The following is a 14114-nucleotide window of genomic DNA, read 5'->3' on the forward strand; positions in this document are numbered from 1 at the left end:
ATTAAAGAGTAATGAGCAAATTACATATCAAAAAAGGCGATATAGTTTTTGTTAATACTGGCGAAGACAAAGGTAAAACAGGTCGTGTTTTGCAGGTTCTTGTAAAAGAAAACCGTGCCGTTGTTGAAGGTATTAATATAGTATCAAAGCATACTAAGCCTAATGCAAAGAATCCTCAGGGAGGAATCGAGAAAAAAGAAGCTCCTATTCATATTTCAAACCTGAATGTTATCGATCCTAAGTCAGGTAAACCGACACGCATTGGTCGTAAACTTAATGAAGCAGGTGCTTTAGTGCGTTATTCAAAAAAATCAGGGGAGGAAATTAAGTAATGAGCAATACAGCCAGTCTTAAGAAAGAATATCAGGATAGAATTGTTCCTGCTTTAACTAAGGAGTTTGGATACAAGTCTGTCATGCAGGTTCCTGTTTTGAAAAAGATTGTAATCAATCAGGGACTTGGTATGGCTGTTGCAGATAAAAAAATCATTGATGTTGCTATCAGTGAATTGACTGCAATTACAGGCCAGAAAGCTGTTGCTACAGTTTCTAAGAAGGATATCTCAAACTTCAAGTTGCGTAAAAAGATGCCTATTGGTGTTATGGTAACTCTACGTCGTGAGCAGATGTATGAATTCTTGGAAAGACTAGTTCGCATCGCATTGCCTCGTATCCGTGACTTCAAAGGTATTGAAGGAAAATTGGATGGACGCGGAAATTATACATTAGGTATCCAGGAACAAATCATTTTCCCAGAAATTAATATCGACAATATTACAAAAATATTGGGAATGAATATTACCTTTGTAACCTCAGCAAAAACTGACGAAGAAGGTTACGCTTTGTTGAGAGAATTTGGTTTGCCTTTTAAAAACGCAAAAAAAGACTAAGTAGTTATGGCTAAGGAATCAATGAAGGCCCGTGAGGTTAAAAGAGCAAAGCTAGTTGCAAAATATGCAGCTAAAAGAGCAGAATTGAAAGCTGCTGGTGATTATGAAGCTTTGCAGTCTTTGCCTAAAAATGCTTCTCCTGTTCGTTTGCACAATCGTTGCAAAATCACAGGACGTCCGAAAGGTTATATCCGCCAGTTCGGTATTTCTCGTATTCAGTTGCGTGAAATGGCATCTCAAGGTTTAATTCCGGGTGTTAAGAAAGCAAGTTGGTAAGAGATATTTTTTTAGTTTAAATATTGTCCGGAGTGTCCGGATCAATTTAATTAATTATTTTTATGACAGATCCTATTGCAGATTATTTGACAAGATTGCGTAATGCGATCAAAGCTAAGCACAGAGTCGTTGAAGTGCCAGCGTCAAATTTAAAGAAAGAGATCACAAAGATCCTTTTCGACAAGGGCTACATTCTTAATTTCAAGTTTGTAGAAGATGGTCCTCAAGGTACAATCAAGATTGCCTTGAAGTATGACTTGGTAAATAAAGTTAATGCAATCAAGAAACTTGAGAGAGTTTCTACTCCAGGTTTGCGTAAGTACACTGGCTACAAAGACATGCCGAGAGTATTGAATGGTTTGGGTATTGCCGTTCTTTCAACTTCTAAAGGTGTAATGACTGACAAGGAAGCTCGCGATTTGAAAATTGGTGGCGAAGTATTGTGTTATGTTTATTAATGTTAGGAGGAATTAAGAATGTCAAGAATAGGTAAATTACCAATCCATGTTCCAGCTGGTGTAACAGTTACTATCAAGGATAATGTAGTAGCAGTTAAAGGTCCTAAAGGCGAACTTGAACAGGTTGTAAATCCTGATATCAAAGTAACTTTAGAAAATGGTGTTATCACTTTAACTAGACCTTCTGACGAAAAGAATCATCGTGCATTGCACGGATTGTATCGTGCTTTGATTCACAATATGGTTGTAGGTGTTTCTGAAGGTTACAAAAAGGAACTTGAACTTGTAGGTGTCGGTTACCGTGTTTCTAATACAGGTCAGTTGCTTGATCTTTCTTTGGGTTATACTCATAATATTTACATGCAGTTGCCTAAAGAAGTTAAGGTTGAAACAAAATCAGAGAGAAATAAGAACCCTCTTATTATCCTTGAATCTGCTGACAAGCAGTTAATTGGTCAGATTTGTGCAAAGATTCGTTCATTCCGTATGCCAGAACCTTATAAAGGTAAAGGTATTAAGTTTGTGGGTGAAGAAATTCGCAGAAAGTCTGGTAAATCAGCAGGTAAGTAATCTACGTAAACTGAAATTATCATGACAACGAAGCAAGAAAGACGATTAAAAATAAAAGCAGGTGTTAGAGGTAAAGTTTCAGGTACTGCTGAACGTCCTCGCCTGACTGTGTTTAGAAGCAATAAGCAGATCTATGCACAGGTAATTGATGATACTACAGGTAAGACTTTGGCTTCAGCTTCTTCTTTGAAAATGGAAGTGAAAGCTCCTAAAAAAGAAATTGCAGCTAAGGTTGGTGAATTGATCGCAAAAAATGCTCAGGAAGCTGGCGTTCAGTCTGTAGTTTTTGACCGTAACGGTTACTTGTATCACGGAAGAATTAAAGAATTGGCAGATGCTGCACGTAACGGCGGCCTTAAATTTTAATGAAGATGGCAGGAGTAAATAATAGAGTAAAATCAACCAACGACTTAGAGTTGAAGGACAGATTGGTTGCAATCAACCGCGTAACTAAAGTTACTAAAGGTGGTCGTACATTTAGTTTTGCTGCTATTGTAGTAGTAGGTAACGAAGATGGTATCATCGGTTGGGGCTTAGGTAAAGCAGGTGAAGTTACAACAGCTATCGCTAAAGGTGTAGAAGCTGCAAAGAAGAATTTGATTCGTGTTCCGGTTCATAAAGGTACAATTCCTCACGAACAGCTAGCTAAGTTTGGTGGTGCTAAGGTTTTGATCAAACCTGCATCTCACGGTACTGGTGTTAAAGCCGGTGGTGCTATGCGTGCTGTTTTGGAAAGTGTAGGTATTACTGACGTTTTGGCTAAGTCTAAAGGATCTTCAAACCCTCATAACTTGGTAAAAGCTACTATTGCTGCTTTGAATGAGTTGAGAAGTCCGTTTACTGTAGCTCAGAATCGTGGCGTATCTGTAGAAAAAGTATTTAGAGGTTAATTTAGGGAGGATTTTATTTATGGCAACTATTAAAGTAAAGCAGGTAAAAAGTAGAATTAAGTGCCCTAAAGATCAGAAAAGAACTTTGGATGCGCTAGGTTTGAAAAAAATGAATCAGGTAGTTGAACATGAAGCTAGCCCAGCAATCTTGGGTATGGTTGAAAAAGTTAAACACTTGGTTTCTGTTGAAAAGTAATATTAAAGTAGAAACATTAAATTGTACGATATGAACTTATCAAATTTAAAACCGGCAGAGGGTTCAATAAAGACTCGTAAAAGAATCGGTCGTGGTCCGGGTTCTGGCCTAGGTGGCACTTCTACAAGAGGTCACAAAGGTGCGAAATCTAGATCTGGTTATAAGAACAAGATTGGTTTCGAAGGTGGTCAGATGCCTATCCAGAGACGTTTGCCTAAGTTTGGTTTCAAGAATATTAACCGTGTAGAGTATAAAGCTATTAACATTTCAACTTTGCAGCAGCTAGCTGAAGCTCAGAATTTGACAAAGATTGGAGTTAATGAATTGGTAGAAGCAGGTTTCATCTCAGCTTCACAGTTGGTTAAGATTCTTGGAAATGGTAGCCTAACAGTTAAATTAGATGTTGAAGCTCATGCTTTCTCTAAATCAGCTGAAGCTGCTATCCAGGCTGTTGGTGGAACAGTCGTTAAACTCTAAGATATGAGAGCAATTGAAACAATAAAGAATATCTGGAAGATTGAGGATCTGAGAAATCGGATCCTCACTACTCTATTGTTAGTGATAATTTACCGTTTTGGTACATATGTCGTTCTTCCAGGTATTGATCCTAAAGCTTTAACAGCTTTACAAGAGCAGACAAGAGGTGGTTTGTTGGCCCTCCTCGATATGTTTTCAGGGGGCGCATTTTCCAATGCGTCTATCTTTGCATTAGGGATTATGCCATACATTTCTGCTTCTATTGTTATGCAATTATTAGCTATAGCAGTACCATCTTTTCAGAAGATGCAAAGGGAAGGAGAGAGTGGTCGTAGAAAAATTAATCAATGGACTCGTTATTTAACTGTAGCAATCTTGCTTTTCCAAGGTCCAACCTATTTGGTGAATTTAAGTGTTCAGTTAAAAGCCGTTGGTGCAGCGCTTCCATCAAGTATTTTGTTTACAATTTCTTCTACGATTATTTTGGCTGCTGGAAGTATGTTTATCCTTTGGCTCGGTGAAAGAATTACCGATAAGGGTGTAGGAAATGGTATTTCCTTCATAATCTTAGTTGGTATTATTGCACGTCTTCCTCATTCTCTATTCCAGGAATTTATTTCTAGAACTAGTGAAAAAACTGGAGGTTTGGTAATGTTCTTAGCTGAAATGGTGGTTCTTCTATTGGTTATTGCTGGTGCGATACTTCTAGTGCAGGGAGTTCGAAAAGTTCCAGTGCAATATGCTAAGAGAATTATCGGTAATAAGCAGTATGGTGGAGCAAGACAGTACATTCCTCTAAAAGTTAATGCAGCGAATGTGATGCCTATAATTTTCGCTCAAGCTATAATGTTTATTCCAATTTCAATTGTTGGTTTTTCTAATACGGGTGATCAAACAGGTTTTTGGGCAGCATTTATGGATAACACCGGTTTTTGGTATAACTTTGTTTTTGCAGTTCTAATTATCCTGTTTACTTATTTCTATACAGCTATTACAATCAATCCGACTCAGATGTCTGATGACTTGAAAAGAAATAATGGATTCATTCCGGGGGTTAAGCCAGGTAAGCATACCAAGGACTATTTGGATACCATAATGGATAGAATTACTCTTCCTGGTGCAATTTTCTTGGCAATTGTGGCAATTATGCCAGCTTTTGCAAGGTTAGCAGGAGTGAGTATGGAGTTCTCTCAGTTCTTTGGTGGAACATCTTTGTTGATTCTCGTTGGTGTTGTGTTAGACACATTACAGCAGGTTGAGAGTCATTTGTTAATGCGTCATTATGACGGTTTGTTGAAGTCAGGTAGAATTAAAGGACGTTCAGGCGTTGCTGCTTATTAATATAAAAGAATGATCTTTTTAAAAACAGATGAAGAGATAGAGTTGATGCGAGCTGCTAACCAATTGGTTGGTATGACTCTCGGAGAGCTTGCTAAACATATTAAGCCAGGAATTTCAACTTTAGAACTCGACAAAATTGCAGAAGAATTTATCAGAGATCATGGAGCTGAACCTGCTTTTTTAGGTTATGGCGGATTTCCAAATTCAATTTGTGCGTCAGTTAATGAGAATGTTGTTCATGGAATACCTTCAGCAAAGACAATTCTGAAAGAAGGAGATATAATATCTGTGGATTGTGGAACCAATTTGAATGGTTTTGTTGGTGATTCAGCTTATACATTCTGTGTTGGTGAAGTTGATCCTGCAGTTAGAAAACTTTTGCAAACTACAAAAGAATCTCTTTATATTGGTATTGAACATGCTTTGGAAGGTAAAAGAATAGGTGACATCAGTTCTGCTATTCAGACTTATTGTGAGTCTAAAAATTATTCGGTTGTTCGCGAATTGGTCGGACATGGAATTGGCAGAAAAATGCATGAAGAACCAGAAGTTCCAAACTACGGAAGACGTGGATGTGGCGCTTTGTTGCGTTCTGGTATGTGTATCTGTATTGAGCCTATGATTAATATGGGTAGTAAGAATGTAGTCTTCGAGCGTGATGGATGGACTGTTCGAACAAAAGATAGAAAGCCATCAGCGCACTTTGAGCATTGTATTGCAATTCGTCCGGAAGGACCAGAAATTTTATCTTCTTTTAAGTTTTTGGAAGAAGTTCTTGGTAATAACGCAATTTAAATTTTATATGGCTAAACAAGCGGCAATAGAACAAGATGGAGTAATCGTAGAGGCATTGTCTAATGCAATGTTTCGTGTAGAATTGGAGAATGGACATGAGATTACAGCACATATCTCTGGAAAAATGAGAATGCATTATATTAAGATTCTCCCTGGAGATAAAGTGAGAGTTGAAATGTCCCCTTATGATTTGTCAAAAGGTAGAATTGCTTTTAGATATAAATAAAAAAATTAAGATATGAAAGTAAGAGCATCTTTGAAAAAACGTACCCCTGAATGCAAAATCGTTAGAAGAAAGGGTCGTTTGTACGTAATTAACAAGAAAAATCCTAAGTATAAACAACGTCAAGGATAATTTATTATTTTTGCAAAATAATTGAGTTAAGAAATATGGCTATAAGAATAGTTGGTGTTGACTTGCCACAAAATAAAAGAGGTGAAGTTGCTTTGACTTACATTTATGGTATTGGTCGTAGTGCAGCTAACACTATTTTAGCGAAAGCAGGAATTGATCGCGATATCAAGGTTAAGGATTGGACAGATGAACAAGCTGCTAAAGTTCGTGAAATCATTGGCGCTGAATATAAGGTTGAAGGTGATTTGCGTTCTGAAGTTCAGTTGAACATCAAACGTCTAATGGATATTGGTTGCTACAGAGGTGTTCGTCACCGTATCGGTTTGCCTTTGAGAGGACAGAAAACTAAGAACAACTCTCGTACTCGTAAGGGTAAGAAGAAAACTGTTGCAAATAAGAAAAAAGCTACTAAATAATAAGAGTTGAGATATGGCAAAAAAAACAGTCGCAGCGAAGAAGAGAAACGTAAAAGTTGACGCTTACGGTCAGGCTCACATTCATTCTTCTTTTAATAACATTATCGTATCTCTTGCCAATAGCGAAGGTCAGGTAATTAGTTGGTCTTCTGCAGGTAAGATGGGTTTCAGAAGCTCTAAGAAGAACACTCCTTATGCAGCTCAGATGGCAGCTCAGGATTGTGCTAAGGTAGCTTATGATCTTGGTTTGCGTAAAGTAAAAGTTTATGTAAAAGGACCAGGTAACGGTCGTGAATCAGCTATCAGAACAATTCATGGCGCTGGAATCGAGGTAACAGAAATCATTGATGTTACTCCATTACCACACAATGGTTGTCGTCCTCCTAAAAAGAGAAGAGTATAATTAACTTATTTCTTGAATTTGAATCCGGAATTGTGAATAGATTGCATATTGACCTTATCCTCTCTGTAATCGCGGCTGCACGGTTCCAGATTCATACAGAACATTTAAAACAATAAAAAAATGGCAAGATATACTGGACCAAAAACAAGAATTGCCCGTAAATTTGGTGAGGCTATTTTCGGTGCTGATAAAGTTCTTTCTAAAAAGAATTATCCTCCAGGACAGCACGGTAATGCCAGAAAAAGAAAAACTTCAGAATACGGTATCCAGCTTCGTGAGAAGCAGAAAGCTAAATATACTTATGGTGTATTGGAAAAACAGTTTAGAAACTTGTTTGAAAAAGCTTCTCGTTCAAAAGGTATTACCGGTGAAGTTATTTTGCAGTTGTTAGAAGGTCGTTTGGACAATGTAGTATACCGTTTGGGTATTGCTCCAACTAGAGCTGCTGCTCGTCAGTTGGTTTCACACCGTCATATTACAGTAGATGGTAAGGTTGTAAATATTCCTTCTTATGCTGTTAAAGCTGGTCAGATCATCGGTGTTCGTGAAAAATCTAAATCTTTGGAAGTTATTGCTGATGCTTTGGCTGGTTTCAATCACAGCAAATATCCTTGGATTGAATGGGATCAGACTTCAATGAGCGGTAAACTACTGCACTTACCGGAAAGAGCTGACATCCCTGAAAATATTAAAGAGCAGTTGATCGTAGAATTGTATTCTAAATAATAATTGATTCCATGGCGATATTAGCATTTCAAAAACCCGATAAAGTATTAATGTTGGAAGCGGACAACTTCTTCGGAAAGTTTGAGTTCCGTCCGTTGGAGCCAGGCTATGGTATTACTATTGGTAATGCTCTGCGCCGAATTCTCTTGTCATCACTAGAAGGTTATGCTATTACATCAATTAAAATCGAGGGTGTTGATCATGAATTTGATACAGTGCCTGGTGTTTTGGAGGATGTAACTAACATTATCTTGAACTTGAAACAGGTTCGTTTCAAGCATATTGTTGATGATGTTGAGAATGAAAAAGTAAGTATTACTGTTTCGGGTTCGGAAGTGTTCAACGCCGGTGAAATAGGTAAACAGTTGTCAGGTTTTGAAGTTTTGAATCCTGATTTAACTATTTGTCATTTGGATCCGAATGCAAGTTTCCAGATTGAGTTGACAATTAATAAAGGTCGTGGATATGTTCCAGCTGATGAAAATAGAAAGCCGGATGACGATATCCACACTATTGCAATCGATTCTATTTATACACCGATTCGCAATGTTAAATATGCAATCGAAAACTTCCGTGTTGAACAGAAGACGGACTACGAAAAATTGGTTCTTGAAATAGCCACTGATGGTTCTATTCATCCGAAAGAAGCGTTGAAAGAGGCTGCTAAGATTCTGATACATCATTTCATGTTGTTCTCAGATGAAAAGATTGCAATTGAGACAGTAGATACTGATGGCAATGAAGAATTCGATGAAGAAGTACTTCATATGCGTCAATTGTTGAAGAGCAAGTTGGCAGATATGGATCTTTCTGTTCGTGCTTTGAATTGCTTGAAGGCCGCTGATGTTGAAACGTTGGGTGAACTGGTTAAGTTCAACAAAAATGATTTGTTGAAATTCCGGAACTTCGGTAAGAAGTCGCTCACTGAACTTGATGAACTACTTGAAAGTTTGAACCTTTCATTCGGTATGGATATCACAAAATATAAATTAGATAAAGAGTAAGTATAGCGATGAGACATAACAAAAAAATAAATCATTTGGGTCGTACAAACACTCACCGTGACGCGATGCTTTCGAATATGGCTTGTTCTCTAATCAAACATAAGAGAATCTTTACTACGACAGCTAAAGCTAAAGCACTTCGTAAGTTTGTAGAACCACTTATCACTAAGTCAAAGGAAGATACAACTACTTCAAGACGTGTTGTATTCAGCTATTTGCAGGATAAATATGCTGTAACTGAATTATTCAAAGAAATCTCTCAGAAGATTGCTGATCGTCCAGGTGGTTACACTCGTATTATCAAGACTGGTAATCGTTTGGGTGACAATGCTGCAATGTGCTTCATTGAATTGGTTGATTACAATGAAAACATGGCAAAAGATAATTCAGCTAAGAAAGCAACTAAGACTCGCCGTTCTCGTAAGAAATCAACTGCAGCAGAAGCTCCAGCAGCAGAAGCTCCAGCTGTTGAAGAACAGTCAGCTGAATAATAATTTCCTGTCAAGGGATTATAATATAAAGCGTAGATTTTTATCTACGCTTTTTTTGTTTATTGATTTACCTATATATTTATAGCTTTCATTCAGTATTGTTACGAATAAGACTATAAACAAAAAGCCATCCGAATTTTCGGATGGCTTTTTGTATGGCAATAGAATCTTGAGATTAAACTCTCTTTTCTTTGATTCTAGCTTTCTTACCAGTAAGAGCACGCAAGTAATACAATTTAGCACGACGTACTTTACCAACTTTGTTTACTGTGATGCTTTCGATGAACGGAGATTCAATTGGGAAAATACGTTCAACACCGATGTTTTCAGACATCTTACGTACAGTAAAACGTTTTTTGTCACCGTGACCTGAAATGCGGATAACAACACCTCTGTACTGCTGTACACGTTCTTTGTTACCTTCTTTGATACGGTAAGCTACTGTGATAGTGTCACCACTCTTGAAAGAAGGATGCTCTTTTTTTGTAGCAAATGCTTCTTCTGCAATTTTAATCAAATCCATTTTTATTGGCTTTAAATTGTTTTATAATAACGTAATATATTGAGCTGCTTGTCTCAACAGAGATTACGCAAAGCGAGTGCAAATTTACGAACATTTATTTTATAATCAAATAAACCAGTTGAAAAAGATTTGTATATTAATCTACAATTTGTAGCTATACTTTTCTTTCACTAAATTTGAAGAATAATTTATATAAATATGAGAGCACACATATATATTATCTGTCTTTTATTAGTTTCATTTTTTGATGTATTTTCCCAGTCTTATCCTGATTTGTACAGGAAAGCTAATAATAAGGAAATGAAGCAATGGGTTGATTCAGTTTACTCATCATTGTCTGAAGATGAAAAAATTGGACAGTTATTTATGGTTATAGCAGACTTGTCAACTTCGGCACAGAATCAGCGTTTGCTTCTTCGTTATGTTGAAGAAATGAATATCGGAGGAGTGTTGTTTCATAAAGGAAGTACTTCATCCCAGGCAAAATTAACAAACATGATGCAGAAATCTTCACGAATACCATTGATGGTATCTCTTGATGGTGAATGGGGATTGTCGATGCGACTTAGTGGAACAACTCGTTTCCCCAAAAATATGATGCTTGGTGCAATTGAAGACATGAATTTGCTTGAAGCATATGGCGAGGAAGTAGGACGTCAATGTAGGGAAATGGGAATACATATCAATTTTGCACCGGACTTGGATGTTAATAGTAATGTTGATAATCCTGTAATTGGTTTGCGCTCATTTGCTGAAACACCAGAACAAGTCGCTGATAAAGGTATAGCTTATGCCAAAGGATTAGAAAAAACCGGAATTATCTCGGTCGCAAAGCATTTTCCTGGTCATGGTGATACTTCTGATGACTCTCATAAGACTTTACCTGCTGTTCGTCATTCACGTGAACGATTAGATAGTATTGAGTTGTACCCTTTCAAGAAATATGTTTATGAAGGCTTTGCCGGAATGATGACCGGACATTTGTTTGTTCCTTCTTTGGATAATTCTAAAAAACCAGCATCTTTATCAGCAAAAGTTATTACAGATTTGCTTAAGAATGAGATTGGTTTTAAAGGGTTATGTTTTACGGATGCTCTTGCAATGAAAGGTGCATCATCAAATAATAAAGATAATCCTTGTGTTCAGGCTCTTTTGGCTGGAAATGATGTTCTGCTTGCTCCTGCAAATCCTTTTTCAGATTTTAAGGCTGTTAAGGAAGCTGTTTCTTCAGGTCTGATTTCTTCTGAAATGCTTGAAGAAAAATGTAGGAAGATTTTGGAATATAAATATATAGCAGGACTTAATAATTATAAACCTATTGAAATAAAGAATCTTTCTGCTCGTCTTAACTCTCCTCATGCAGAGTGGTTAGCATCTCGATTGAATGCAGAGGCAATAACATTGCTTAAAAATGAGGATGAAATTATACCTTTGAAAAATCTAGATAAAAAGAAAATTGCTGTTCTTACAATCGGAGAATCTGTAGATTGTGAGTTTCATACAACCATAGATTCATATGCTAAAGTAAAACATTTCAGCATTCTTAGAAGTACACCGGCTGCAACAGTTCAGCGTATATATAATGAATTGAATGATTATGACGTGATTATTTGCGGAGTTCATACTGTCCGTATTCCGGAGAATGCAGCTTTACGTAAGTTAGTTGCGGAGAAAGAACTGATATATACTTTCTTTACTATACCTTATTTCTCTAAGAACTATAAAAGTTCTATTACGAAAGCAAAGTCTTTTGTAATGGCTTACGAAGCTACTCCTTTGGCTCAGAAATATGCAGCGCAGCTTTTATTTGGCGGAATAGCAGCAAAAGGTAAACTCTCAGTTTCCATTCCCGGACTTTATTATTCGGGTTCTGGCCTTTTTACAGAGAAAACGCGTCTTGGTTTCCATGAACCGGAGGAAGTTGGTGTAAATCCTAAAAGACTTTCATTGATTGACAGTGTTGTCAATGAAGGACTGAAAGCTAAAGCTTATCCCGGATGCCAGGTTTTGGTAGCAAAAGATGGAATGGTAATATATAACAAATCATTTGGAAGATATGACTATAAGAATCACAGGTCAGTAAATAATTTTTCTGTTTATGACTTGGCTTCAGCTTCAAAAGCAGCAGGAACACTTCTTGCCGTTATGAAAGCTTATGATGAAAACAAGTTCAATTTGAATAATAAAATATCTCAGTTTGTTTCGGAACTAGATTCTTCTAATAAGAAAAACATAACGGTAAAGCAATTGTTATATCATCAGTCCGGCTTGCCTTCAACTATTAATTTCTATCTATCGGCAATAGATAAGGATAGTTATAAAGGAAGTTTGTATAGTAATCGTAAAACGCAAACTCATTCAGTCAAGTTTGATTCGAAAACTTATGTTCGCAATGATTTTACTTTTTTACCGCAACTTGTCTCTTCTGTTCCCAAGAAAGGATATGATTTGAAAGTTGCCGATGATTTTTATCTTAATTCAACTTTTCAGGATACTATAATTATGAAAATAAAAGATTCACGTCTCACTAAGCCCGGTTCTTACCGTTACGGATGTGTAAACTTTATATTGTTGAAAATTATGGTTGAACGATTATTTTCTCAGCCAATGGATAAATTGTTGGACGAGAATTTCTATTCCCGTCTTGGAGCATATCATACCACATACAACCCGTTGGAGAAAATGGGTAAATCTGATGTAGTTCCTACAGAATATGACGGATTTATCCGTCGCCAGCTGATTCAAGGATATGTACACGACGAAGCTGCCGCTTTTCAGGGTGGAGTTTCCGGAAATGCAGGTCTTTTCTCCAACGCAGAAGATTTGGCAAAAGTTCTTCAATTGTATCTTAATTTAGGTGAGTATGGTGGAGAAAGATATCTGTCTTCTGAGACATGTAAACTTTTCACAATGTCGAAAAGTCCAACTTGTCGTCGCGGTTTAGGTTTCGACAAACCGTCGGCTTCTGCCGGTTCTTCTCCTTGTGGAGCATTGACGCCATTGTCTGTTTATGGACATACAGGTTTTTCCGGGACATGTTTTTGGGTTGATCCGACAAACAATATGATTTATATATTCCTTTCAAACAGAATTAATCCGACAAGAGCAAATTCAAAGTTGAGTAGTCTTGATATCCGAACCCGCATTCAGGATATAATATATAAATCTATGGATCGCAAAACCGGAAAAGAAATGTAACTTTGTCCCCGTTTTTGTTGAAATAAATATATTATGTTGTTCGGACACGGTGATGATTATTTTATTTCCGGAAAGGAAATAACGGCAAATTTCAGTTCAAATGTTTGGTATGGAGCAAATTTGGATTCGCTTAAGGAACACTTGTTTTCTGTTTTTACAAGTCTTTCGCGTTATCCGGAACCGGATGCTGCTTCGTTGAAACATATGCTTGCTGATGTTTATGGAGTAAATAGTAGTAATATATTGGTAACTAATGGTTCCATAACTGCATTCTATATGTTGGCACAAACGTGGAAAGGTGAGAATTCAACTATTCTTATACCTTCTTTTGCCGAATATGAAGATGCTTGTAAATTATACGAACATAACATTACATATGTAGAGAATTCCAAACCCTTGGAATCTCTTGATTTGCATAATCAGAAACTTTGCTGGATTTGTAATCCCAACAATCCGGACGGGCGTTTGTGGAATAAAACTTCAATAGAGAGATTGATAGAATCCAATCCAGAAACACTTTTCGTTCTCGACCAGGCTTATTCGGAATTTGTAAGAGCCGAAATGATTGCTCCATCTGATATCAACAGACATAAGAACCTTATTCTTGTCCGTTCGATATCAAAAGTCCATAAGATACCTGGATTGAGAATCGGATATATTGTGGCTTCGGAAGAAATAATAGATAAAGTCAGCCATTTCATAATTCCTTGGTCGGTGAATAGCATTGCTATCGAGGCTGGCAAATATGTATTGTCAAATCCCGGACTTTTTGAAATGCCTTTGGATTCCTGGAAAAGAGATACTGATATTCTGATGCGTAAACTTTCCGAAATAGAAGATATTGAGGTCATGCCTTCAACTACTACATTTTTCCTTGTGAGGTTGAAAAAAGGAAAATCATCGGATTTGAAGAAATTCTTAGTTGAGAAGTATGGGCTGCTAATCCGTGACGCTTCTAATTTCCGCGGACTTACTGATGCCCATTTCCGCATTTCGGCACAGCAGCCTGAGTATAATGATTTGCTCGTTGTTGCAATTAAAGACTGGCTTGGCCAGATTAGATAATAAAAATCCCGGACTTGCAGAGATGCGAATCCGGGTTTTTT

21 protein-coding genes are annotated in these 14114 nt (G+C 37.1%); 20 read left to right on the top strand and 1 reads right to left on the bottom strand.

Features of this window, described 5'->3' with window-relative positions:
* Positions 1 to 11: 11 nt before the first annotated feature.
* The 18 genes from rplX (at position 12) to rplQ (ending at position 9287) form a co-directional block, all read left to right on the top strand.
* On the top strand, positions 12 to 332 hold the full coding sequence (gene rplX / locus ACYIAR_RS11740) for a 50S ribosomal protein L24 (protein WP_480329744.1): 321 nt from the start codon (positions 12 to 14) through the stop codon (positions 330 to 332).
* Positions 332 to 889 carry a 50S ribosomal protein L5 gene (rplE, locus tag ACYIAR_RS11745; protein ID WP_480329745.1) on the top strand — a complete coding sequence of 186 codons (558 nt, stop codon included), beginning with the start codon at positions 332 to 334 and terminating at the stop codon, positions 887 to 889. Before rplX ends, rplE begins: the two co-directional genes overlap by 1 nt.
* A gap of 6 nt (positions 890 to 895) precedes the next feature.
* Positions 896 to 1165: a 30S ribosomal protein S14 gene (gene rpsN / locus ACYIAR_RS11750; protein ID WP_480329746.1), complete on the top strand. Its 270-nt coding sequence runs from the start codon at positions 896 to 898 to the stop codon at positions 1163 to 1165.
* Between the two features lie 62 nt (positions 1166 to 1227).
* Positions 1228 to 1623 (top strand): 30S ribosomal protein S8, encoded by a 396-nt coding sequence (gene rpsH / locus ACYIAR_RS11755; protein WP_122276571.1) that lies wholly within the window; start codon positions 1228 to 1230, stop codon positions 1621 to 1623.
* Between the two features lie 18 nt (positions 1624 to 1641).
* Positions 1642 to 2193, top strand: a complete 552-nt coding sequence (gene rplF / locus ACYIAR_RS11760) for a 50S ribosomal protein L6 (RefSeq protein WP_480329747.1) — start codon at positions 1642 to 1644, stop codon at positions 2191 to 2193.
* A gap of 21 nt (positions 2194 to 2214) precedes the next feature.
* The gene (rplR, locus tag ACYIAR_RS11765) at positions 2215 to 2559 is read left to right on the top strand and encodes a 50S ribosomal protein L18 (protein WP_480329748.1); all 345 of its coding nucleotides are present in this window, start codon (positions 2215 to 2217) and stop codon (positions 2557 to 2559) included.
* A 5-nt stretch (positions 2560 to 2564) separates the two neighbouring features.
* A complete protein-coding gene (rpsE, locus tag ACYIAR_RS11770; RefSeq protein WP_480329749.1) occupies positions 2565 to 3083 on the top strand; it encodes a 30S ribosomal protein S5 in 519 nt (172 codons plus the stop codon).
* 19 nt (positions 3084 to 3102) lie between these two features.
* The gene (gene rpmD / locus ACYIAR_RS11775; RefSeq protein WP_480329750.1) at positions 3103 to 3279 is read left to right on the top strand and encodes a 50S ribosomal protein L30; all 177 of its coding nucleotides are present in this window, start codon (positions 3103 to 3105) and stop codon (positions 3277 to 3279) included.
* Positions 3280 to 3309: 30 nt separating this feature from the next.
* The gene (rplO, locus tag ACYIAR_RS11780) at positions 3310 to 3756 is read left to right on the top strand and encodes a 50S ribosomal protein L15 (RefSeq protein WP_480329751.1); all 447 of its coding nucleotides are present in this window, start codon (positions 3310 to 3312) and stop codon (positions 3754 to 3756) included.
* A 3-nt stretch (positions 3757 to 3759) separates the two neighbouring features.
* Positions 3760 to 5097 (top strand): preprotein translocase subunit SecY, encoded by a 1338-nt coding sequence (secY, locus tag ACYIAR_RS11785; RefSeq protein ID WP_480329752.1) that lies wholly within the window; start codon positions 3760 to 3762, stop codon positions 5095 to 5097.
* A 9-nt stretch (positions 5098 to 5106) separates the two neighbouring features.
* On the top strand, positions 5107 to 5892 hold the full coding sequence (map, locus tag ACYIAR_RS11790; protein WP_480329753.1) for a type I methionyl aminopeptidase: 786 nt from the start codon (positions 5107 to 5109) through the stop codon (positions 5890 to 5892).
* 7 nt (positions 5893 to 5899) lie between these two features.
* Positions 5900 to 6118 carry a translation initiation factor IF-1 gene (infA, locus tag ACYIAR_RS11795; protein ID WP_009318521.1) on the top strand — a complete coding sequence of 73 codons (219 nt, stop codon included), beginning with the start codon at positions 5900 to 5902 and terminating at the stop codon, positions 6116 to 6118.
* Positions 6119 to 6130: 12 nt separating this feature from the next.
* Complete coding sequence (gene ykgO / locus ACYIAR_RS11800) at positions 6131 to 6247, top strand: type B 50S ribosomal protein L36 (protein ID WP_005645768.1); 117 nt, start codon at positions 6131 to 6133, stop codon at positions 6245 to 6247.
* Positions 6248 to 6282: 35 nt separating this feature from the next.
* Positions 6283 to 6663 carry a 30S ribosomal protein S13 gene (gene rpsM / locus ACYIAR_RS11805; protein ID WP_480329754.1) on the top strand — a complete coding sequence of 127 codons (381 nt, stop codon included), beginning with the start codon at positions 6283 to 6285 and terminating at the stop codon, positions 6661 to 6663.
* Positions 6664 to 6676: 13 nt separating this feature from the next.
* Positions 6677 to 7066, top strand: coding sequence for a 30S ribosomal protein S11 (rpsK, locus tag ACYIAR_RS11810; RefSeq protein WP_022457112.1), 390 nt, complete (start codon positions 6677 to 6679; stop codon positions 7064 to 7066).
* Between the two features lie 120 nt (positions 7067 to 7186).
* Positions 7187 to 7792, top strand: a complete 606-nt coding sequence (gene rpsD / locus ACYIAR_RS11815) for a 30S ribosomal protein S4 (RefSeq protein ID WP_480329755.1) — start codon at positions 7187 to 7189, stop codon at positions 7790 to 7792.
* Positions 7793 to 7803: 11 nt separating this feature from the next.
* A complete protein-coding gene (locus ACYIAR_RS11820; RefSeq protein ID WP_480329756.1) occupies positions 7804 to 8796 on the top strand; it encodes a DNA-directed RNA polymerase subunit alpha in 993 nt (330 codons plus the stop codon).
* 8 nt (positions 8797 to 8804) lie between these two features.
* Entirely contained in the window at positions 8805 to 9287 is a 483-nt protein-coding gene (gene rplQ, locus ACYIAR_RS11825; RefSeq protein ID WP_480329757.1) for a 50S ribosomal protein L17, read from the top strand.
* 175 nt (positions 9288 to 9462) lie between these two features.
* On the opposite strand, the gene rplS is transcribed toward rplQ, so the two are convergent.
* On the bottom strand, positions 9463 to 9810 hold the full coding sequence (rplS, locus tag ACYIAR_RS11830) for a 50S ribosomal protein L19 (RefSeq protein ID WP_480329758.1): 348 nt from the start codon (positions 9808 to 9810) through the stop codon (positions 9463 to 9465).
* A 198-nt stretch (positions 9811 to 10008) separates the two neighbouring features.
* On the opposite strand from rplS, the gene ACYIAR_RS11835 reads away from it, so the two are divergent.
* Together ACYIAR_RS11835 and ACYIAR_RS11840 are read left to right on the top strand one after the other, a co-directional pair.
* A complete protein-coding gene (locus ACYIAR_RS11835; protein ID WP_480329759.1) occupies positions 10009 to 13008 on the top strand; it encodes a serine hydrolase domain-containing protein in 3000 nt (999 codons plus the stop codon).
* Positions 13009 to 13041: 33 nt separating this feature from the next.
* On the top strand, positions 13042 to 14073 hold the full coding sequence (locus ACYIAR_RS11840) for a pyridoxal phosphate-dependent aminotransferase (protein ID WP_480329760.1): 1032 nt from the start codon (positions 13042 to 13044) through the stop codon (positions 14071 to 14073).
* Positions 14074 to 14114: the final 41 nt, after the last annotated feature.

It is taken from the genome of Parabacteroides sp. KHUB-01 (genome assembly GCF_056640935.1).